This is a genomic window from Taklimakanibacter deserti, assembly GCA_003574785.1.
On sequence record QORU01000014.1, the window covers coordinates 186,900 to 205,677 of the forward strand.

Genomic DNA, 18,778 nt, shown 5'->3' on the forward strand with positions numbered 1-18,778 from the left:
CATATGGACAAGATCAGGGTTGTGGATGTTTTGGGCTGTCTCGCGCAGGCGACGCGCCTTGAGGTGTTTCGCCTGCTGGTGGCAGCCGAGCCCGAGGGCCTCGCGGCAGGGGAAATCTCGCAGACGCTCGGCATCCCTCACAACACCTTGTCCAATCACCTGGCGATCTTGACGCGGGCGGAGCTCGCCTGGGGGGAACGAAGAAGCCGCAGCATCATCTATCGCGCCAGTCTCGCGACCCTGAGCCAGGCTTTGACATATCTGGCGAAGGATTGTTGTGGCGGCCATCCCGAAATCTGCGCGCCGTTGATTTCAGGCCTCACCCCGTGTTGTGCGCCGAAGGAGAAGCGTCATGCGTGACCGTCAATTCAACGTGCTGTTTCTGTGCACCGGCAATTCCGCGCGATCGATCATGGGCGAGGTCATTCTGAACCGGGAAGGCATAGGCAAGTTCAAGGCCTACAGCGCGGGCAGCACGCCCAAGGGATTCGTTCATCCCTATACGCTCGATCTTCTCAAGAAGCTCAATCATCCGACGAAAAATCTCCGTTCCAAGGACTGGGACGAGTTCGCGGTGGAGGGAGCTCCGAGTCTGGATTTCGTCTTCACCCTCTGCGACGAGGCGGCCAATGAGGCCTGCCCGGTCTGGCCCGGCCAGCCCATGACGGCGCATTGGGGCATGGAGGATCCAGCGGCGGTCGAAGGCAATGAAGCCGAAAAACGGCTTGCTTTCGCCGAAGCCTATCGCATGTTGCGCAACCGGATCAGCGCCTTCGTCAACCTGCCGATGTCCTCCCTTGACAGGCTGAGCCTGCAGCAGCACCTGATCAGTATTGGCAAGGACAAAGCACCCGTCGATGCGGAAGGCAGTAAATGAACGGATTTGATCTTTCCCGTCGCTTGACGGCCGAAGCTCTCGGCACGGGTCTCCTGGTCGCAACCGTCGTAGGCTCCGGCATCATGGCCGACAAGCTGACGGCGGACACGGCCCTCGCTCTTCTCGGCAATACGCTGCCGACGGGCGCCATCCTGGTGGTGCTGATCACGATCCTGGGGCCGATTTCGGGCGCGCATTTCAATCCCGCCGTCTCGCTCGTCTTCGCCCTGAGACGTGACATCGACTGGAGCACGGCGGCGCTCTATACGATCGTCCAGATCGCCGGCGGCATTGCCGGCACGATCGCGGCGCATCTGATGTTCGGGCTTCCTCTCGTCGAAGCCTCGCTGACCACGCGGACCGGCGGGGCACAATGGTTCGCCGAAGCCGTCGCCGCCTTCGGACTGATCGCCACCATCCTCGGTGGCATCAGGTTCGCCAGCGCGTCGGTGCCGTGGCTCGTCGGCCTCTATATTACCGCCGCTTACTGGTTCACAGCCTCAACCTCTTTCGCCAATCCGGCGGTGGCGATTGCCCGGTCGCTGACCAACACTTTCGCCGGGATTCGTCCGGGCGACTTGCCAGGCTTCATCGTGGCCGAACTGGTCGGCGCCGTCGTCGGTTTCCTGTTGATGGCGTGGCTGCTGCGTCCGGAAAGCGAAGCCGTCCCCTCCGCTCGTAAGGTCCGCCCATGACCGTCACGATCTATCACAATCCCGCCTGCGGCACCTCGCGCAACACTTTGGCGATGATCCGCCAGAGCGGCGAGGAACCGAAGATCATCGAATATCTGAAAGACCCGCCGAGCCGCGAGAAGCTGGTCGAGCTGATCGGCGCGATGGATATCCCTGTGCGCGCATTGCTGCGCGAGAAGGGCACGCCCTATCATGAGCTCGGGCTCGACGATCCGAAATGGACGGATGACGAATTGATCGATTTCATGCTGGCGCATCCGATCCTCATCAACCGTCCGATCGTCGTCACCGAAAAAGGTGTCAGGCTCTGCCGGCCGTCGGAAGCCGTACTCGACATCCTGCCCAATCCCGCCATCGGCCGCTTCGTCAAGGAAGATGGCGAAGTGGTCGAGCCGCGCTGATTGAGCTCCTCAGATCTGTGCGGCGATCCGGCCGATCTCGGCAATGACGGCGTTGCGTTCATCCGCCGGTATGGCCGGGATCTCGCAATAGGCCGTGACGATGAGCGGCGACCGGTCGGGCGGCCACAGGACGGCGATGTCATTGGCGTTTCCGTATTTGTCGCCATTGGTGCCGGTCTTGTCGCCGACGAGCCAGGTCTTGGGGACGCCGGCGCGCAGGCGGCTGTCGCCCGTCTTGGTGGCGATCAGCCATGCCGCCAGTTGCGAACGCGAGGGACCCGAGAGGAAATCGGTGAAAAGGAGCTTGCGCAGATTCTCCAGCATCGCGTTGGCCGTCGTCGTGTCGCGAACATCGTCCGGCCCGTCATGATAGTTGAGCTCGGTCTCGATGCGATCGAGACGCGACACATCATCGCCAAGCTTGCGGAAAAATTCGGTCAGCCCCGCAGGACCCCCGAAGCTGGCGAGGATCAGATTTCCGGCCGTGTTGTCGCTGCGGGTCACGGTCGCTTCGCAAAGCTCCGCCATGGTCATGCCGGGCTCGCCGACATGCGCCTGCGTGACGGATGACGCCGGCAGGATGTCCTTCTTCGCGAAGGTGATGCGCCGGTCGAGCTTCTCTTCTCCTTTATCGACGCGAGAGAGGACGAGGGCCGCGGCCAGTGCCTTGAAGGTGCTGCACATCAGGATGCGCTCATGGGCGCGGTGCTCGACACGCTTGCCGCTCGCCAGATCGAGAATGCTGACGCAGAGGCGGCCGGCATGCCGGCCTTCGAGGGCCGCGAGCTTCGCCGCGGCATCTTGCGAGGTTTCAGCCTGTGCGCCCGCGCCGAATGCGGCAAGCGCCGGGATCGTGGATAAACTGCCGGCAAGGGCTTGCCGACGGGACAACATTATCGTCATTCCTGCCTTCCATTTCAGAATGGGTGTCGGAGAAAAGCGATGTCATCGACCCCTATCGTTGGGTCAGCGGCATCTCTCGGAAGTGAACTATGAAGATAAGCGTTGCCCTAGACAAACGATCAATTCTCGGTTCAGACATGAGCTAAACTTGGTCTTGACCGACAATGGAAATCTCACAGCTCCCGCTCAACGCCCTGCGCGCCTTCGAGGCCTCGGCGCGGCATTTGAGCTTCACCCGCGCCGGCCTCGAGCTCCGCGTCACGCAGACGGCCATCAGCCATCAGGTGAACGCGCTCGAAGCGGCCCTCGGCGTGACCTTGTTCAAGCGCTTGGCGCGCGGCATCACGCTCACCGATGAGGGACAGGCCTTGCTGCCGGTGCTCACGGACGCCTTCCGCCGGATGAGCGCCAGTTTGAGCCAGTTCGAGGAAGGCAATTTCCGCGAAATACTGACCGTCGGCGTGGTCGGCACTTTCGCGATCGGCTGGCTCATGCCGCGCCTCGCCGCGTTCAAGGCGCAGCACCCGCATGTGGATCTGCGCCTCAAGACGAACAACAACCGTTCCGACGTCCTGCTTGACGGGCTCGATTTCTTCATCCGCTTCGGCGACGGCGCCTGGCAGGGAATGGACGCCCTGCATCTGATGGCAGCACCCTTGTCTCCCGTATGCGCGCCGACGCTGCGCGAGCGCCTGCGCAAGCCCGCGGATCTTGCCCATGTCGAGCTGTTGCGATCCTACCGGATCGATGAATGGCCGCTGTGGTTCAAGGCGGCAGGGATAGCACCGCCCAATCTGCGCGGCTGGATGTTCGATTCGTCATTGACGCTGGTGGAGGCGGCGGCGCGGGGCGTGGGCGTGGCCCTCGTACCGGTCGCCATGTTCGTTTCCGACATCGCGGCCGGAAGGATCGTCCAACCTTTCGCGATCACCGCCGATATCGGCAGCTATTGGCTGACACGGCTGAAATCACGCGCCGAGACCCAGGCCATGAAGGCTTTCCGCCAGTGGCTCCAGGCCCAAATCTAGCGAAGCGACCAACGGATCAAGGCGGCGACGAGCAGAATATTCGCAAGCGACATGCCTGCGAGCACGGCAAAGGCCAGCGCTGCGCCCCCGGCATCGATCAGGACAGTGCCGAGGATCGGCGCCGCGGCCATGGCAAGCAGGATCGGCAGGCCGAGACGGCCCATGAGGATGGCATAATTGCCGGGTCCGAACAGAGCCAGCGGAACAGTGCCGCGCACGATGGAGCTGATGCCATTGCCCGCGCCATAGGCGATGAGGGCCAGGGCGATGATCGGGAATTCCAGCCACAGCAGGGTGATGCCCAGCGCCAGGAGAACGACGCCGACGAGCATCGTCCATACGGGATGAAACCGCCGGCCCGCGAGCAGTTCGACCACTCGGGCGGCGACCTGCGAGGGGCCGACCAGCGCGCCGAGCGCCACCGCCATGCCAAGGCCCAGGCCCCGCTCCTGCAGCAGGACCAGGAGATGCATGGCGACGAGCGAGAGGATAGCAGCGCCGACGGTGAGGATGGTGCCGAGCAGCCAGAAGGCCACGGTCTGCCTGTCCGCCGGAAGCTCGCGAGAGGCTGCTTCGGATGAATTCGCGATCCCCGCCAGCGACGGCACCGACTTCGGCATCAGGAACCAATAGGCGGGAAGCCCGATGCTCAGATGCGCCGCGGCATAGGCGAAACAGGTCGACCGCCAGCCGGCCTTCTCCAGGAGAAACGCCGAGATCGGCCAGCAGATGGTGCTGGCAAAACCGCCGAAGAGCGTCACGGCGGTGATCATGCGGCGTGCCGACTGACCATATTGCCGGCCCAAGGTCGCGAAGGCCGGATCATAAAGTCCCGTGCCCATGCCGAGGCCTATCAGGAGCCAGGCGATGAGATATATCCACGGTGTGGTGGCGAGGCCGACGGCAATCAGTCCGCCGGCGAGCAGGACCGAGCTGGTCGCAAGCACCGGCCGGCCGCCATGTTGTTGAATGGTGCGGCCCACCTTGGGCGATACGATGCCCGCCGCCAGCAAAGCGAGGGACAGGCCTGAGACGACCAAGGCCGGCGGCCAGCCGGTATCGGCCGTGATGGCGGGAGCGAGAACGCCCAGCAGATAGAATGACGAACCCCAGGCGAGGATTTGAAAGACGCCGAGGGTGCATATGACAAGGGCTGGTCGCGGTTCGGGTCGAGTCACGCTCACATCGCCTTGAGGTGCCGGCCCAGCGCGCGCGCCTTCTCGGCCTCTTCCTTTCTTTCGCTGTAGCGATCGGTCAGATAGTCAAAGACACCCCGCGTCAGCAAGGTGAACTTCACGAGCTCTTCCATGACATCCACCACGCGATCGTAATAGGGGGAAGGCTTCATTCGCCCGCTGTCGTCGAATTGTTCATAGGCCTTGGCGACGGAAGACTGGTTGGGGATGGTGATCATGCGCATCCACCGGCCGAGCACGCGCAACTGGTTCACCGCATTGAAGGACTGCGATCCGCCGCTCACCTGCATCACGGCCAGTGTCTTGCCCTGGGTCGGACGGACCGCGCCCACGGACAAGGGGATCCAGTCGATCTGCGCCTTCATGATGCCGGTCATGGAACCATGGCGCTCCGGCGAGCACCAGACCTGGCCCTCGGACCATTGGGTGAGGCTGCGAAGCTCGCGCACCTTCGGATGATCGGCCGGCGCATCATCGGGCAGCGGCAGGCCCGAGGGATCGAATATCCGGGTCTCGGCGCCGAAGCTATCGAGCAAGCGGGCTGCTTCCTCTGTCAGGAACCGGCTGTAGGAGCGGGCGCGCAACGATCCATAGAGAAGCAGGATGCGGGGACGCGAGCCCGTCGCTTCGCGTTCGAGCTTTTGAGCGTCGGGCTTGATGAAAACGTCATGGACGATGTTGGGCAGGCTCGTGTCGATCAGCATGGGAGTCTCGGGCGTGGGATGAAATGGAGGGTGATGAGCGACAAGGCAGCGAGCGCCGCCATGGCGCTGAAAGCGAAAGCGGGTCCGGCATTCGCGATCAGAAGAGCGAAGACGAAAGGCGCGCAGGATTTCACCGCGACGCTGATCGCCGATATGCGGCCGAGGCGCGCGCCATAGCCCGTGCGGCCAAAGAGGACGAGGGGGATCGTGCCTCTGACGATCGAGGACAGGCCCTGGCTCAGGCCGAAGAGGATGGCGAAGACGACGGCGCCGACAACGCCGACGCCTGATGCCAGCAAGGCGGCGAGCGCGACCACGAGAAAGACGGAGGAGATCGCGCCCGTCGTCAAAGGATGGAGGTTCCCGCCGAAGACCATGTCGAGGAAACGGATCGCTACTTGCGACGGGCCCATGAGCACGCCGACGCCCACCGCGACCGCTGCCGTGAAGCCTGCCTGCTGAAGCGCCGACACCCAGTGGATGTTGAAGGACGAATAGACGAAGCCGGTCAGGCAGAAATAGGCGATGAGCCATAGCATGGCGCGAAAACCCTGGGCCGGTTCGAGGACCGGATCGTCGGCTTTCGGGTCTTCCCGCCTTGCCGTCTCATCGGCGGCGGGTGGCCGCGCCTTGCCGAGCACGACGAGGTGAAGGGGAAGACAGAGGCCGAGATGGATGAGCGCGAAGATCAGGTAGACGGAGCGCCAGTCCATCTGCTCGTTGAGATAATGGGTGAGCGGCCAGAAGAAGGTCGAGGCGAATCCGCCGAGAAGCGTCATCTGGGTGATGGCGCGCCGCGCCGCCTTGCTGCCGGCGACCTGGGAGAGGCCGGCGAAGGCCGCGTCATAGAGGACGAGAACCGAGGTGACCTCGACGATGATGAGAGCGAGCGCGAAGGTGACGAGATTCTGGGACAAGGAGAGAAGGACGAGGGCTGCGGCTGAGGCGACCGATCCGAGCGCCATCACCAGTCGGGCGCCGCGCTCGTCGATGAAGCGACCGGCCCAGGGGCCGGCGAGCCCGCCCATCAGCAGAGCGAGCGACAGGCAGCCGAAGGACCATGAGGACGGCCAGCCGAAGTCGCGGCTGATCTGCGGCTCGAGAACGGCGAAAGCGTAATAGAGCGTGCCATAGCCCAGAATCTGAGTGATGCCGAGGCCGATGACGGTGACGGCGAGGGACCAGCGATCGCCAGACGCGGCGCGATGAGGCGCGGGAACCGAGTCATCGACCATGGTTCAGCAGCAGGCGCTCTTCGATTTTTCGCCGCAGCAGGCCGTCACCTGCGCCTCGGCCGGTCTTGCGCAGCAGGGCTCCTGCGCTTCCGGCGCAGCACCTTCGCAGCACAGGCCGCCCGGAGCCACATCCTCCAGCGTTGCATTGCAGACACCGGTTTCGGGCAGGACGAGGCGCACGTCATTGGCTGCCGCTTCATCGCCCGCGAGATGGGCGGCGATCGAGCGCACCTGCTCATAGCCGGTCAGCAGCAGGAAGGTCGGCGCCCGGCCATAGCTCTTGATGCCGGCGACGAAGAATTGCGGCTCGGTGTGGCTGAGCTCGCGCCAGCCATGCGGCGGCACCGTTCCGCAGGAATGAAGATTGGGATCGATCAGAGGACCGAGCGTGCGGCTGCTTTCGACGACCGGATCGAGATCGAGCTGGATTTCGCGCGCGAAGGCGAAGTCCGGACGCTGGCCGGTCGCCGCGACGATGCGGTCGAAGGGACCGATGGTGCGCTTGCCCTCAGGCGTCAGGCCGTCGACCAGGACGCCATTGCCGTTCATCCGCAGCCGCTGCGCGGCAAAGGTCATTTCGATTGCCAGCCGCTTCTCCTCGACGAGGCCGCGCAGCCTTTCGCCGAGCGCGCCGCGGGCAGGAAGCTGATCTGCCGCACCGCCGCCGAAGATCTTGGCGAGCGAGTTGCCGCGCACCGCCCAGGTCATGGTGGTCGCGGGTTCCTCTTCGGCGACATTGGCGAGATCGATGAGCGCATTGGCGGCGGAATGGCCGCTGCCGAGGACGAGGGTGCGGAGGCCCGCATAGTTCTCGCGGGCGGCGCCCGAAATATCGGGAATGCCATAGGCGATCCGGTCGGCGAATTCCGCCTCGCCCTCGATCGGCCAGCCATGGGCGCCCAAGGGATTGGGAGTCTGCCAGGTGCCCGACGTGTCGATGACGGCGCGGGCGAGAACCTCGCTCACATTGCCGGCCGCATCGCGGATCGTGAGGGCGAAGGGCCGGGCGTCACGCTCGCGCGTGGTCATGCGGTCGAGGCCCTGGCGCGAAATGTGGATCACGCTGGTATTGGTTTCGATGAAGGGGGCGAGCTCCGGCGTCGCCGCCAGGGGCTCGAGATAGTCTTGGACCAGGTCACGCCCGAGCGGCAGCCGGTTCAAGGGCGGCGACATCCAGCCATTGCGCTCGAGGAGGGCCACAGCCGCCTCGTCCATACATTGCTCCCACACCGAGAACAGCCGCACATGGCCCCAATCGCGCAAGTTTGCGGCGACGACCGGAGCCTTCTCGAACAGGCGGAACCGTTCGCCGCGCGCGCTCAGATGGGCCGCGGCGGCAAGACCAATGGGGCCGGCGCCGATGATGGCGATGGGGAGAGGCTGGCTCATGGCGACATCAATCTCCAAATTTCTAGAAACTTCGAAGTACAAAGGCAAAAAAAAACTAGGCGGCGGTGGGCCGGCAGGATTTCTCCTTTTCCTCGAAGCAGCATTCCTCGGTGAGGAAGCCGACGAGCGCCTGCATGACCGGATAGTTCGCCCGGCAGATGAGCGTCGTCGATTGCCGCTCCTGGGTGACGAGGTCGACCTGCATCAGCTTCTGCAAGTGATGCGAGAGCGTCGAGGCGGCGACGCCGAGCCGCGCCTGCAATTGCCCGACCGGCAGGCCGCTTTCCCCCACGCGCACGAGGGTGCGGTAGATGGTGAGGCGGGTCGGATTGCCCAAAGCCTCGAGCTGGGTGGCGGCGTCGTCGAGTTTCATGGCTGCAGATGTAACGCCTCTTGGACAGGCAGTCAATCGATGTTTCTAGTATTATCGAAATAGCGATCAGAACATCACGCCAGGGACGACCAGCCATGGAGGCCCATATAGAGGCCGACCAGGATCATCAGGAGGCTGGAGAGATAGGGCGCGCGCTGGGCCATCGTCGCAAACCATGTCCATCGCCGCGAGGCATGGCCGACGCTCAGCGCGGCGGCGGCGCCGACCGCGACGAGGGTGATGGCGAGGCCGATCGAGAAGCAGAGGACCAGCACGCTGCCGAGCGCGAAGGCCTTCAGCTGCAGGCATAGCAGCAGGACGGTTATCGCCGCCGGGCAAGGGATGAGGCCGCCGGTCAAGCCGAACATCACGATCTGGCCGGTCGTCACGGTGCTGTTGGAGAACCTGCGCTCGATATCCTGGGCATGCGCCAGCTCATGCGCGCTTTCCCCGGTGATGTTCTGGAGCGCCTCTTCCTCATTGTGGCCATGCGCGTGATGGTGATCATGCGGATGCCCGTGGTGATGGTCATGGCGATGACGGTCATGCGCCTGGTCTTTCCAGATGCGCCACATCATCCAGAGGGCGATGCCGACGATCACGACGGCGGAGGCCATCTGGAAATAGGGTTCGACGGCCTCGGCATCCAATCCTTGCCAGACATACATGCCGGCAAGGGCAATTCCCCAGACGACAATCGTATGGGAGACGGTGGCGGCGAGGCCAAGCAGGACGGACTGACCGACAGTGCCCCTGATGGCGACGATGAAGGCGGCCATCATCGTCTTCGAATGGCCCGGCTCCAGGCCGTGCAGGACGCCGAGCAGTATGGCGCTCGGTATGAACAGCCAGGCATGCGCCGAGCTTTGCTGGAGGAGTTCGGCGAATGACGGCATCACGGCTCACAGATATTTAGCGATCGCCTTGAACTCGTCGATCGACTTGCGGCGCTCCCGGGGGAGGGGGCCGACGGTCTCCTCCAGGCAATGATCGAGGTGATCCTCGATCAGGGTCTTCTTCGCTTGCCGGATCGCGCTCTCGACCGCCGAAAGCTGTTGCGCGAGCTCGAGGCAGGGGCGTGCCTCTTCCATCATCTCCACGATGCTGCGCAGGTGACCTTCGGCGCGCTTGAGGCGCTTGATGATCGCCGGGTGGGATCGGTGTACGGCCTTCTCGCTCATTGATTATATCCTATCCTCCCCCATAGGATATAGCATGAAGGGGCGGAATGCAATCAGCCCGCCCGATATTGCGGGGACCTAGTTTGCCGAGCCCAGTTTGGCGTTCATCTGGTCGATCTCGGCCTGCTGGCCGACCATGATCGTGTTGCAGAGGTTCTTGATCTCGATGTCCGTCAAGGACGCTTCCCGGCACATGAGAATGGCACCCGAATGATGCGGGATCATGGAGAGGAGGAACTGCCGGTCCGATATACCCCATTGGTTGCGGATCGCGAACCAGGCGAGCGTCAGCAGGAGCACGCTCAAACCGATGATCGCGAGGTTGAGCCCACGTCTTTTGTACATGGCGCTCATGAGCAGGAGCTCGATCACGATCATCGGCGCGGTCATCAAGGCCGCCATATAGGCCTGATTCCAGTTCGCGCGCGCATCTTCAAGCTTGTCGACCATGGCGTACATCAGGACGTACATGGCGATGAAGGAGAGGACCAACATCGCGACGAGACGCAGATAGGGATGACCGTGGTGCTTGGCATGCTGGTGGTCGTGGGTCATGGATCAATTCCTGGCGGAAAACAGAGAATGATGGGATCGGCCCCACGCTCGCGCGTGAGGCCGGTGACCGGCGAGCAGCTAGTGATGCGCGCCTTCCCATTTCTTGAATTCGTCGATTTCCTTTTGCTGGGCGTCGATGATCTTCTGTGCCATCTTCTTCAGCGCCGGGTCCCTGCCGTATTTGAGCTCCACCTCCGCCATGTCGATGGCGCCCTGGTGATGCGGGATCATCATCATGACGAAATCCTTGTCGGGATCGCCGGTGGATTTCATCGCCATCATGTCTTCCATCATCTTCTTGTGGGCCATCTCCATTTCATTCCGATAGCCGGTGTCCTGGGCGGTGACGGCGCTTGCGCCGACAATGAGACAGGAGATGGCGATCAGCTTCATGAGCTTGAGGGTCATGACAAGACTCCTTGAGATTGCACGCCTGAGCGGCAATGTGATTTCTGGGATTAGGTTCCGAAAAGGTCGATCGAGAGCTAGCTGCGCGGCGGCCGTCGCAAAGGCTCGGGATCGGTGCCTTGCGCCCGTTCAGGCGCGGGCAGGGAGGTGGCGGAAATAAGCGGGCTCGGCTCGCCGCCGCGTTCAGGGAGTGCAAATAGGACAGGCGGGCAGACGAAGCAGCACTGTTCGCCCGCGATCGATTTGTCTTGTCCGGAACAGGGCTCGAGATCGATGCTCATGGCGAGGCCGGCGGCATGACTGGCCGTCAGCGAGGTCCAGGAAAGCGGCACGGCAAGGAAAAGGAGCAGAATGGCCAATCCCAATACTCGCAAAAATGCGCCAAATCGCTCTGTCATGGTGCGCGCAGTTTGAAGCTCATCCGCCATGATCGTCAAGGTCGCGCAAGCGACGAAAATTGCACTTGTCCGCGCCGTCCGGAATTGCCAAGGTCGGATCGACAGGAACAACATGTCCAAGCGTAGCATGCGTTCAGTTCACATCTTCGTGGCCGTGGCAGTGCTCGCCATGGTTCTGGCGATCGTCTCGCCGTTTTCAGCCGTGACGCAGGTGGTTGGATCGATGGCGGAAGGCCCTGTCGCCGCTTCCCCGTCGCATACCATGGATTGCGAGATGTGTCCCAAGGCCGACATGGCCTTGGCGGCTTGTACGCAAGTGAGTTGCCAGATGATGGCAAGTGAAGTGGACTATATTCACGTCTTCGTGACCGAGCCAGTCCGCTACATCCTCGGCACAGCAAGGCATCCAGCCGAGTGGCATACGGCGCCGCCGGTCTCTCCCGGGTAAGCTTGGCCGGATACATATCCGCCACGGGGCGGAGCCGAGCGGCCGCCAGCTTCACGACCGGCAGCTCATCCCTCTTTCAATCGGCTTTTCAAGGAGACGTCAGCATGACTGACTTCACTCCCGCAATCACGACGCGTCGCGACATGCTGCGCTTTTGTCTGTCCATCCCCCTCTTCGGCATTCCCACCAGCGTTGTCGCAGAACCGCTTTCGATGCGATTCGAGTTTCTCAAAGAGAACGGCAACTCGAACTGTTCGCAGGCATTCCTCGACTCGATTCCGTCGCTCTCGGATAACGCCCGCCTCCAGGGCTCATGCTGTGGCCCGATGGACCTGCATCGCTATCGCGAGCAGATCGCGGGCCTCAAGACTCATGCGGCCATCGCCGAGATTCCACCCGATCCCTATGACATCGAAGCGGGACTCGCGAAGCGCCTTCTCGGGGCCTATGGCATCGCGCTCAAGCCCAAGCAGCAGGAGGCCTATGATCAGGCGATGACCATCGCATCGGAGAAGGGACCGTGCTGCTGCCAGTGCTGGCGCTGGCATGTCTATGGGGGTCTCGGCAAGCTGCTCGTCCGCGACCATGGTTTCGATGGCCCGAAGCTCGCCAGGGTGTGGGACCTGTCCGACGGTTGCGGCGGCAAAGATCACATTCACTGAAATCTTCAGGAGTTCTCCTCATGCCATTCAAGTTTTTGATCGCAGCCGCTGTCGCCTGCGCAAGCATTGTCGGGACCGCTAGAGCGGAAACGCTCGCCGAGCTTGCACAGCACACGCACTATCATGGCATCGCCTTTGTCCGCTCAGGCTCGGCGATATTGCTGCTGGCCTCGCATCACGGCGTCTATGCCGTGGACAAGGATGGAACGGCGATTAGGGTTTCGCCGGTCCAGGATTTCATGGGCTTCTCGCCGGACCCCCTCCAGGCGATGAGCTATTATGCCAGCGGACATCCGGCCGCCGGCGGTAATTCGGGCTTTCTGCGATCCATCGATGGCGGCGCCAACTGGAAGCAGCTTTCCCCGGGCGTCGACGGTCCGGTCGACTTCCACCAGATGGATGTGAGCCTCGTCGATCCACGGACGATCTATGGCGCCTATGGACAGATCCAGGTCAGCCGCGACGGGGGCGCGACCTGGGCGATCGCCGGCAATCCGCCGGCCGATCTCATCGCGCTCGCGGCGTCATCCGCAAAGACCGGGCATCTCTATGCGGCGACCCGCAGCGGACTTCACAAGTCGGAAGATTCGGGCGCGTCCTGGGTGCCGCTGGCCTTCGACGGTGCGGTGGTGAGCACGGTCAAAGCCGGTCCAGGCAAGTCCGTCTTTGCCTTCGTGCTCGGCAAGGGCCTGATGAAAACCGTCGAGGATAGCGCCGGCGAATGGGAGGTGCTCTCGAACGATTTTGGCGAAGCCATCCCGCTTCATCTGGCGATCGACGGCACAAACGAGCAGCACCTCGCTTTGACGACCCAGACGAATGACGTTCTTGAAAGCCATGACGGCGGAAAATCGTGGCGGCCCTTCGGCAAAGCTGCGGATTGATGCGTCTATGCGCGCTGACAATGGCCACCCTCGTCATGGGGTTCGTCGCCCTTGGCTTGACTGCCGTGGGCAAGGTGGTTGACGAAAAAGGGATCGCCCTCGGGCGGTCCCTCTATTCCATCCATTGCGCCCGCTGCCACGGCCGGAATCTCGAAGGCCAACCCGACTGGCAGACACGTTTGCCGAGTGGCCGGCTTCCGGCGCCGCCGCATGATGCGTCCGGCCATACATGGCATCACCCGGACCATGTCCTGGTCGGCATCACCAAGAACGGGCTCAAGCCCTATGCGGGAGAGGACTATGAAAGCGATATGCCGGCCTTTGCCAAGGTGGTGAGCGATGCCGAGATCGCGGCGATCATCGCCTTCATCAAGAGCACATGGCCGGAGCGCGAGCGGGAGTATCAAGAGCGCATCACGGCTCAGAGCAATCCTTGAAATTTGCAGGCGTCCGGGCTCTCATTTTTCAGGATTTACCCTGAATCTTCCCTGTATTTGCGGAGCCGCGAGCGATCGGCTCAGAGCCTTGTCTACCCGCCAGTGACGCTCATATGGCGCGACAGCGCCGGCTTGTTGTGGCGCCGGTCGATGATGAAGTCATGACCCTTGGGCTTGCGCGAGATCGCTTCGTCGATCGCCGCATCGAGAAGCTCGTTGCCTTCCGAGGCGCGTAAAGGTGCGCGGAGGTCGGCGGCGTCTTCCTGGCCGAGGCACATGAAGAGCGTGCCGGTGCAAGTGAGGCGCACGCGGTTGCAGCTCTCGCAGAAATTATGGGTGAGGGGCGTGATGAAGCCCAGACGTCCGCCCGTCTCCTTGACCTGCATATAGCGGGCAGGGCCGCCGGTCTTGTAGGGGATGTCTTCCAGCGTGAACTGGTCCATGAGACCGGCACGCAGCACCGACAGCGGCAGATATTGCTCAGTGCGGTCGCCGTCGATGTCGCCCAAGGGCATGGTCTCGATGAGCGTCAGGTCCATGCTCTCGCCATGCGCCCAGCGGATCATCTCTGGGATCTCGTCGTCATTGACGCCCTTGAGCGCCACCGCATTGATCTTGATGGCAAGCCCGGCCTTCTGGGCGGCGGCGATGCCTTCTTTCACCTTCTTAAGGTCGCCCCAGCGGGTGATGGTGCGGAACTTCTGCTCGTCCAGCGTGTCGACCGAGACATTGATGCGCCGCACCCCATGGTCATGGAGCTGTGCCGCAAAGCGGGCGAGTTGGCTGCCATTGGTGGTGAGGGTGAGCTCGTCGAGCCCGCCCGATTTCACATGCCGGCCCAGACTTTCGATCAGCGACATGACATTGCGCCGCACCAGGGGCTCGCCGCCGGTGAGCCTGATCTTGCGCACGCCGCGCGCGATGAAGGCCTCCGAGACCCGCTCGAGTTCCTCGAGCGTCAGGAGGTCCTTCTTGGGCAGGAAGGTCATGTCTTCCGCCATGCAGTAGACGCAACGGAAGTCGCAGCGGTCCGTCACCGAGACCCGCAAATAGGTCACATGTCGGCCGAAGGGGTCGACCAGGGCGGGGCCAGCGGAAATGGGGCGCGATATCGGAGTATTCATAACGCTCCAGATGTCGGACTTTGAGGGCCGAACGTCAAGCCCGGCTAGAAAATGCCGGCCATGATGCCGGCGCCGGCCGCGGCCATGGCGCCCCCGGCAACCCGGCTGGCCTTGGCGCTCCAGGCGCCCGCCAGACGGTCGGCGCCGAGGCCGAGCGCCAAGCCTGCCGCATGGAGGAGGGCGGTGGCCAGCACGAAGCCCGCCCCATAGGCGAAGCCCTGGGCATCGACCGGCATTTCGGTGCCATGGGCATGGCCATGGAAAATGCCGAAGAAACCGACCAGCGCCATGGCGAGGCCGGTCGGAAGCTGGCGGCCGAGGGCGATGACGAAGCCCAGCACCAGGATCGACCCTGAAATGCCCAATTCGACGAAGGGCATGCCGTAGCCGCTGGCGCCGGCCACGCCGCCCAGGATCATCATGGTGACGAAAGAGAGGGGAACCAGCCACAAGGCCCGGCCGCCGAGGCGCGCCGCCAGGAGGCCGACCGCCACCATGGCGAGGACGTGATCGAGCCCGCCGACCGGATGCATGAAGCCATGGACGAAACCGCTCGTGTCGCCGACACCCGTATGGGCAAAAGCGGCGGTGGGAAGGGTCGCGAAAGCAAGGCTCGACAAAACGAGGCGCGGCAGTCTCATCATTTTTCTCTCTTTTTTGCGTGTCCGGACGGGAACCGGCAATCTACGCCAGTTTGCCGGGGGCGCAAGGCGACAATCGCGACGTCACGGCCATAAATCCGACCTTGTCAGCGGCGAAACTCTGTCTGCGCTTTGCAGCTTTACCTACAGGTCACCGAAGCCATAAGATTGCGTATAAGGCATTGGCCGCGAATCGAGGTTCCATGCCCAAGCGAGGTGTGCTGGCCTTTCTCTGCCTGCTGTTCGGTCTCACTTTGGCAAGTGCTTCCGACCGTGCTCCGCTCGTTGCCCAGACGGGCGAGGTCGACATGACCCTCGTCCTCGCCATCGACTGTTCCTTCAGCGTCGATGCCAACGAGTTCCGCCTGCAGATGCAGGGCCTGGGCCAGGCCTTCATGCATCCCGAAGTCAAGGAAGCGATCGCCAAGGGGCCGAACGGCCGCATCGCCGTCGTCGCCATGCAATGGTCGGACGAAGCCAATCAGATGGTGATCGTGCCCTGGACGATCATCGCCACCGACAAGGATGCCGACCGCCTGGGAGCGGCGCTCATGGAAATTCCGCGCCGCCTCGCCGAAGGCGGCACCTCGATCTCGATGGCGATCGAATATGCCGCGAGCCTGTTCAACGACGCGCCCGCCTCGCCGCGCCGGGTAATCGACATATCCTCGGACGGGCGCAACAATATCGGCCCGCCGGTGGCGCTGTCGCGCAACAAGGTGGTGAAGATGGGCATCACCATCAATGCGCTGACCATCCTCAACGAATGGCCGACGCTCGACAAATATTTCGAGGAGAATGTCGTCGGCGGCCAGGGCAATTTCGTCATCCCGGCGGACGACTATTCCGCCTATGCCGAGGCGATCTATAAGAAGCTCCTGCGCGAAATAACCGGGCCCGGAATCTCCTGATGCGTTTCATACCCTCTGACGACGTCCATCGCATCTGCGTTTGGACGAAGCTCTGCGATGCGCTTTTTAAGGCGCATCAGGGGCCTGAGCCCAAGGTTGACCGTTCCGAGCTCCATGCCGAGCGGAGGGGCGAGCGCGAGACCTATTTCAACCTGCCCGCCTGGCAACCCGGCATCGCCATGGGCACCAAGGTCGTCACCGTATTTCCCGGCAATCGGGAGTTGCCGTCGGTGCAGGCGCTCTATCCGCTGTTCGACGGCAGGAACGGCGAGCCGCTGGCCGTCCTCGACGGGACGGCACTCACCTACCGCAAGACGGCGGCCGATTCCGCTTTGGGGTCGCGGCTCCTGTCGAAGCCCGATTCCCGCAGCCTGGTCATGGTCGGGGCCGGGGCGCTTTCGCCCTATCTCATCGATGCGCATCGGGCTCTGAGGCCCACGATCGATCGGGTCCTGATCTGGAACCGCGACCGCGCCAAGGCCGAGAAACTGGCCGCGAGGCTCAAGGCCGAGGTCGCCGATGATCTGGAGACGGCGGTGCGGGAAGCCGACATCGTGAGCTGCGCCACCGCGGCGACGTCTCCCGTGGTCAAGGGGGCCTGGCTCAAGCCCGGCGCCCATCTCGACCTCGTCGGCGCCTTCACGCCCGAGATGCGCGAGGCCGACGATGAGGCGGTGAAGCGAGCCCGCCTCTTTGTCGACAGCCGCTGGTTCGCCATCGATCAGCCTGGTGATCTGGCTGACCCCTTGCGGCGCGGCATCATTCGACGCCAAGATATCGAAGCCGATCTATTCGAGCTCTGCCGCGATGGGTATGACGTGAACCGCAAACCTGAGGACATCACGCTCTACAAGAATGGCGGCGGCGCTCATCTCGATCTCTTCACCGCCTTGTTCGTCTGGCAAAATCTGAGCTGAGAAAAAGAAAATGGATGTGAAAGTCTTCAGCGATCCGCGCAAGCCCGCTTATCTCAATTTCGACGCCGGCAGCAAGCCGCTGAAGGATCCGATCAGGCCCGAGACGCTCGCCCGCGTCAGGGCCTATCGCCATGGCCGCATCAAGCAGAAGCTCATCGAGCATGATTGCGCGGCGTTGCTCGTCTACGACCCGCTCAATATCCGCTATGCGACCGACTGCTCCGACATGCAGATCTGGACCATGCATAATGCCTCGCGCTATGCGCTGATCTGCGCCGATGGCCCGACGATCTGCTTCGAATATGCGCAGGCCATGCATCTGGCCGAAGGCCTGCCCATGGTGGACGAGGTGCGCCCGTGCATCGGCTGGTTCTATTTCTCGAGCGGCCCCAATCTCGAGGCAAGCGCCAGGAAGTGGGCGGACGAGATCGCAGGCCTCGTGCGCCAGCATGGCGGCGGCAATATGCGGCTTGCCGTCGACAAGATGGAGCCTCTGGGCGTCGATCTCTTGCGCGAGCGCGGCATCACCCTGGTCGAGGGCCAGGAGCTGACCGAAACGGCGCGCATGATCAAGTCGCCGGACGAGCTCGAGATGATGGACTGGACGATCAAGGTCACCGAGGCCGGCATGTGGCGTATGCGCGAGAATTCGATTGCCGGCAAGTCCGAGAACGAGATCTGGGCCGAGCTCCATTACGAGAACATCCGCAATGGCGGCGAATGGATCGAGACGCGGCTCCTGGCCATCGGCGAGCGCACCTTCCCCTGGTTCAAGGAGTGCTCCGCCCATGTCGGCAAGGAAGGTGACATGCTCTCCTTCGACACCGATCTCATCGGCCCTTACGGCTATTGCGCCGACCTCTCGCGCTCCTGGACCATCGGTCTCGTCAAGCCGAAGCCGACCCAGAAGGAGATCTATGCCTTCGCGCTCGAGCAGATCATGCACAACTGGTCGATCATCAAGCCCGGCATGAGCTTCCGCGAGTTCAACGAGAAGTCGCTGCGCATCCCTGAGGAATATCACGAGAACCGCTATGGCGTGGCGCTGCATGGCGTCGGCCTGTGTGATGAATATCCTTCAGTCCCGACGCATGTCGATATGGACCGGGGCAAGGGCTATGACGGCGTGTTCGAGCCCGGCATGTGCCTGTGCGTCGAAAGCTGCACCGGCTCGAAGCGCTCGGGCGAGACGGTGAAGCTCGAGATCCAGGTCGTCGTCACCGACACGGGGACGAAGCGGCTCGACAATTTCCCCTTCGAGGACTGGGTGTGACAGGTGAACCTGTTTGACGCTTGATCGGCTCTTCGAGGCTCACTAGGGCCTGTTTACAATCAGGGGATTCCCAAATCAGCAGAAAATTGATTCAAGGCTGAAAAATGGAGATCAGCCTTGAATCGATTAATGTTGAGC

The 18,778-nt window shown here is 62.8% G+C and carries 25 protein-coding genes; 12 read left to right on the plus strand and 13 right to left on the minus strand.

The window, feature by feature from the left end:
- The first annotated feature begins 3 nt into the window (after positions 1-3).
- The 4 genes from DS839_RS27270 to arsC are packed head-to-tail and all read left to right on the plus strand — an operon-like array spanning position 4 to position 1,973.
- Positions 4-360, plus strand: coding sequence for an ArsR/SmtB family transcription factor (locus DS839_RS27270; protein WP_119273660.1), 357 nt, complete (start codon positions 4-6; stop codon positions 358-360).
- Positions 353-877: an arsenate reductase ArsC gene (locus tag DS839_RS27275; protein WP_119273661.1), complete on the plus strand. Its 525-nt coding sequence runs from the start codon at positions 353-355 to the stop codon at positions 875-877. The genes DS839_RS27270 and DS839_RS27275 overlap by 8 nt, the downstream gene beginning before the upstream one ends.
- The gene (locus DS839_RS27280) at positions 874-1,572 is read left to right on the plus strand and encodes an aquaporin (protein ID WP_119273662.1); all 699 of its coding nucleotides are present in this window, start codon (positions 874-876) and stop codon (positions 1,570-1,572) included. The genes DS839_RS27275 and DS839_RS27280 overlap by 4 nt, the downstream gene beginning before the upstream one ends.
- Positions 1,569-1,973 (plus strand): arsenate reductase (glutaredoxin), encoded by a 405-nt coding sequence (gene arsC, locus DS839_RS27285; RefSeq protein WP_119273663.1) that lies wholly within the window; start codon positions 1,569-1,571, stop codon positions 1,971-1,973. The genes DS839_RS27280 and arsC overlap by 4 nt, the downstream gene beginning before the upstream one ends.
- A gap of 9 nt (positions 1,974-1,982) precedes the next feature.
- On the opposite strand, the gene bla is transcribed toward arsC, so the two are convergent.
- Positions 1,983-2,867 (minus strand): class A beta-lactamase, encoded by an 885-nt coding sequence (gene bla, locus DS839_RS27290; RefSeq protein ID WP_498063232.1) that lies wholly within the window; start codon positions 2,865-2,867, stop codon positions 1,983-1,985.
- A 173-nt stretch (positions 2,868-3,040) separates the two neighbouring features.
- On the opposite strand from bla, the gene DS839_RS27295 reads away from it, so the two are divergent.
- Positions 3,041-3,904, plus strand: coding sequence for a LysR family transcriptional regulator (locus DS839_RS27295; RefSeq protein ID WP_119273665.1), 864 nt, complete (start codon positions 3,041-3,043; stop codon positions 3,902-3,904).
- On the opposite strand, the gene DS839_RS27300 is transcribed toward DS839_RS27295, so the two are convergent.
- The 10 genes from DS839_RS27300 to DS839_RS27345 form a co-directional block, all read right to left on the minus strand.
- Positions 3,901-5,082: an MFS transporter gene (locus DS839_RS27300; protein WP_119273666.1), complete on the minus strand. Its 1,182-nt coding sequence runs from the start codon at positions 5,080-5,082 to the stop codon at positions 3,901-3,903. The genes DS839_RS27295 and DS839_RS27300 overlap by 4 nt on opposite strands.
- Before the next feature lie 2 nt (positions 5,083-5,084).
- The gene (arsH, locus tag DS839_RS27305; protein WP_368911947.1) at positions 5,085-5,804 is read right to left on the minus strand and encodes an arsenical resistance protein ArsH; all 720 of its coding nucleotides are present in this window, start codon (positions 5,802-5,804) and stop codon (positions 5,085-5,087) included.
- Positions 5,798-7,039 carry an MFS transporter gene (locus tag DS839_RS27310; RefSeq protein ID WP_119273667.1) on the minus strand — a complete coding sequence of 414 codons (1,242 nt, stop codon included), beginning with the start codon at positions 7,037-7,039 and terminating at the stop codon, positions 5,798-5,800. Before DS839_RS27310 ends, arsH begins: the two co-directional genes overlap by 7 nt.
- A gap of 3 nt (positions 7,040-7,042) precedes the next feature.
- Positions 7,043-8,428 (minus strand): NAD(P)-binding domain-containing protein, encoded by a 1,386-nt coding sequence (locus tag DS839_RS27315; protein WP_119273668.1) that lies wholly within the window; start codon positions 8,426-8,428, stop codon positions 7,043-7,045.
- Between the two features lie 55 nt (positions 8,429-8,483).
- The gene (locus DS839_RS27320; RefSeq protein ID WP_119273669.1) at positions 8,484-8,801 is read right to left on the minus strand and encodes an ArsR/SmtB family transcription factor; all 318 of its coding nucleotides are present in this window, start codon (positions 8,799-8,801) and stop codon (positions 8,484-8,486) included.
- Between the two features lie 74 nt (positions 8,802-8,875).
- Positions 8,876-9,697, minus strand: a complete 822-nt coding sequence (locus DS839_RS27325; RefSeq protein WP_119273670.1) for a nickel/cobalt efflux transporter — start codon at positions 9,695-9,697, stop codon at positions 8,876-8,878.
- 6 nt (positions 9,698-9,703) lie between these two features.
- Positions 9,704-9,982, minus strand: coding sequence for a metal-sensing transcriptional repressor (locus DS839_RS27330; protein ID WP_119273671.1), 279 nt, complete (start codon positions 9,980-9,982; stop codon positions 9,704-9,706).
- A 78-nt stretch (positions 9,983-10,060) separates the two neighbouring features.
- Complete coding sequence (locus DS839_RS27335) at positions 10,061-10,537, minus strand: DUF305 domain-containing protein (RefSeq protein ID WP_119273672.1); 477 nt, start codon at positions 10,535-10,537, stop codon at positions 10,061-10,063.
- Between the two features lie 78 nt (positions 10,538-10,615).
- On the minus strand, positions 10,616-10,945 hold the full coding sequence (gene copM, locus DS839_RS27340) for a CopM family metallochaperone (RefSeq protein WP_119273673.1): 330 nt from the start codon (positions 10,943-10,945) through the stop codon (positions 10,616-10,618).
- Positions 10,946-11,022: 77 nt separating this feature from the next.
- Positions 11,023-11,304 (minus strand): hypothetical protein, encoded by a 282-nt coding sequence (locus tag DS839_RS27345; protein WP_119273674.1) that lies wholly within the window; start codon positions 11,302-11,304, stop codon positions 11,023-11,025.
- A gap of 67 nt (positions 11,305-11,371) precedes the next feature.
- On the opposite strand from DS839_RS27345, the gene DS839_RS27350 reads away from it, so the two are divergent.
- The 4 genes from DS839_RS27350 (at position 11,372) to DS839_RS27365 (ending at position 13,774) form a co-directional block, all read left to right on the plus strand.
- On the plus strand, positions 11,372-11,791 hold the full coding sequence (locus tag DS839_RS27350; RefSeq protein WP_119273675.1) for a hypothetical protein: 420 nt from the start codon (positions 11,372-11,374) through the stop codon (positions 11,789-11,791).
- 104 nt (positions 11,792-11,895) lie between these two features.
- Positions 11,896-12,453 carry a hypothetical protein gene (locus tag DS839_RS27355; protein WP_119273676.1) on the plus strand — a complete coding sequence of 186 codons (558 nt, stop codon included), beginning with the start codon at positions 11,896-11,898 and terminating at the stop codon, positions 12,451-12,453.
- A 20-nt stretch (positions 12,454-12,473) separates the two neighbouring features.
- Entirely contained in the window at positions 12,474-13,337 is an 864-nt protein-coding gene (locus DS839_RS27360; RefSeq protein WP_119273677.1) for a WD40/YVTN/BNR-like repeat-containing protein, read from the plus strand.
- Positions 13,338-13,357: 20 nt separating this feature from the next.
- Positions 13,358-13,774 (plus strand): c-type cytochrome, encoded by a 417-nt coding sequence (locus tag DS839_RS27365; RefSeq protein ID WP_368911948.1) that lies wholly within the window; start codon positions 13,358-13,360, stop codon positions 13,772-13,774.
- 92 nt (positions 13,775-13,866) lie between these two features.
- On the opposite strand, the gene moaA is transcribed toward DS839_RS27365, so the two are convergent.
- Positions 13,867-14,898, minus strand: a complete 1,032-nt coding sequence (gene moaA, locus DS839_RS27370) for a GTP 3',8-cyclase MoaA (RefSeq protein ID WP_119273679.1) — start codon at positions 14,896-14,898, stop codon at positions 13,867-13,869.
- A gap of 44 nt (positions 14,899-14,942) precedes the next feature.
- Positions 14,943-15,542, minus strand: coding sequence for a HupE/UreJ family protein (locus DS839_RS27375; protein WP_368911949.1), 600 nt, complete (start codon positions 15,540-15,542; stop codon positions 14,943-14,945).
- 200 nt (positions 15,543-15,742) lie between these two features.
- Here DS839_RS27375 and DS839_RS27380 point away from each other — a divergent pair, with 200 nt between their 5' ends.
- From DS839_RS27380 to DS839_RS27390, 3 genes are read left to right on the plus strand one after another with little or no spacing between them, the layout of a single operon-like run.
- The gene (locus DS839_RS27380) at positions 15,743-16,450 is read left to right on the plus strand and encodes a DUF1194 domain-containing protein (protein WP_119273680.1); all 708 of its coding nucleotides are present in this window, start codon (positions 15,743-15,745) and stop codon (positions 16,448-16,450) included.
- Positions 16,450-17,367: a Gfo/Idh/MocA family oxidoreductase gene (locus DS839_RS27385; protein WP_119273681.1), complete on the plus strand. Its 918-nt coding sequence runs from the start codon at positions 16,450-16,452 to the stop codon at positions 17,365-17,367. Before DS839_RS27380 ends, DS839_RS27385 begins: the two co-directional genes overlap by 1 nt.
- Positions 17,368-17,377: 10 nt before the next feature.
- Positions 17,378-18,640 (plus strand): M24 family metallopeptidase, encoded by a 1,263-nt coding sequence (locus DS839_RS27390; RefSeq protein ID WP_119273682.1) that lies wholly within the window; start codon positions 17,378-17,380, stop codon positions 18,638-18,640.
- Positions 18,641-18,778: the final 138 nt, after the last annotated feature.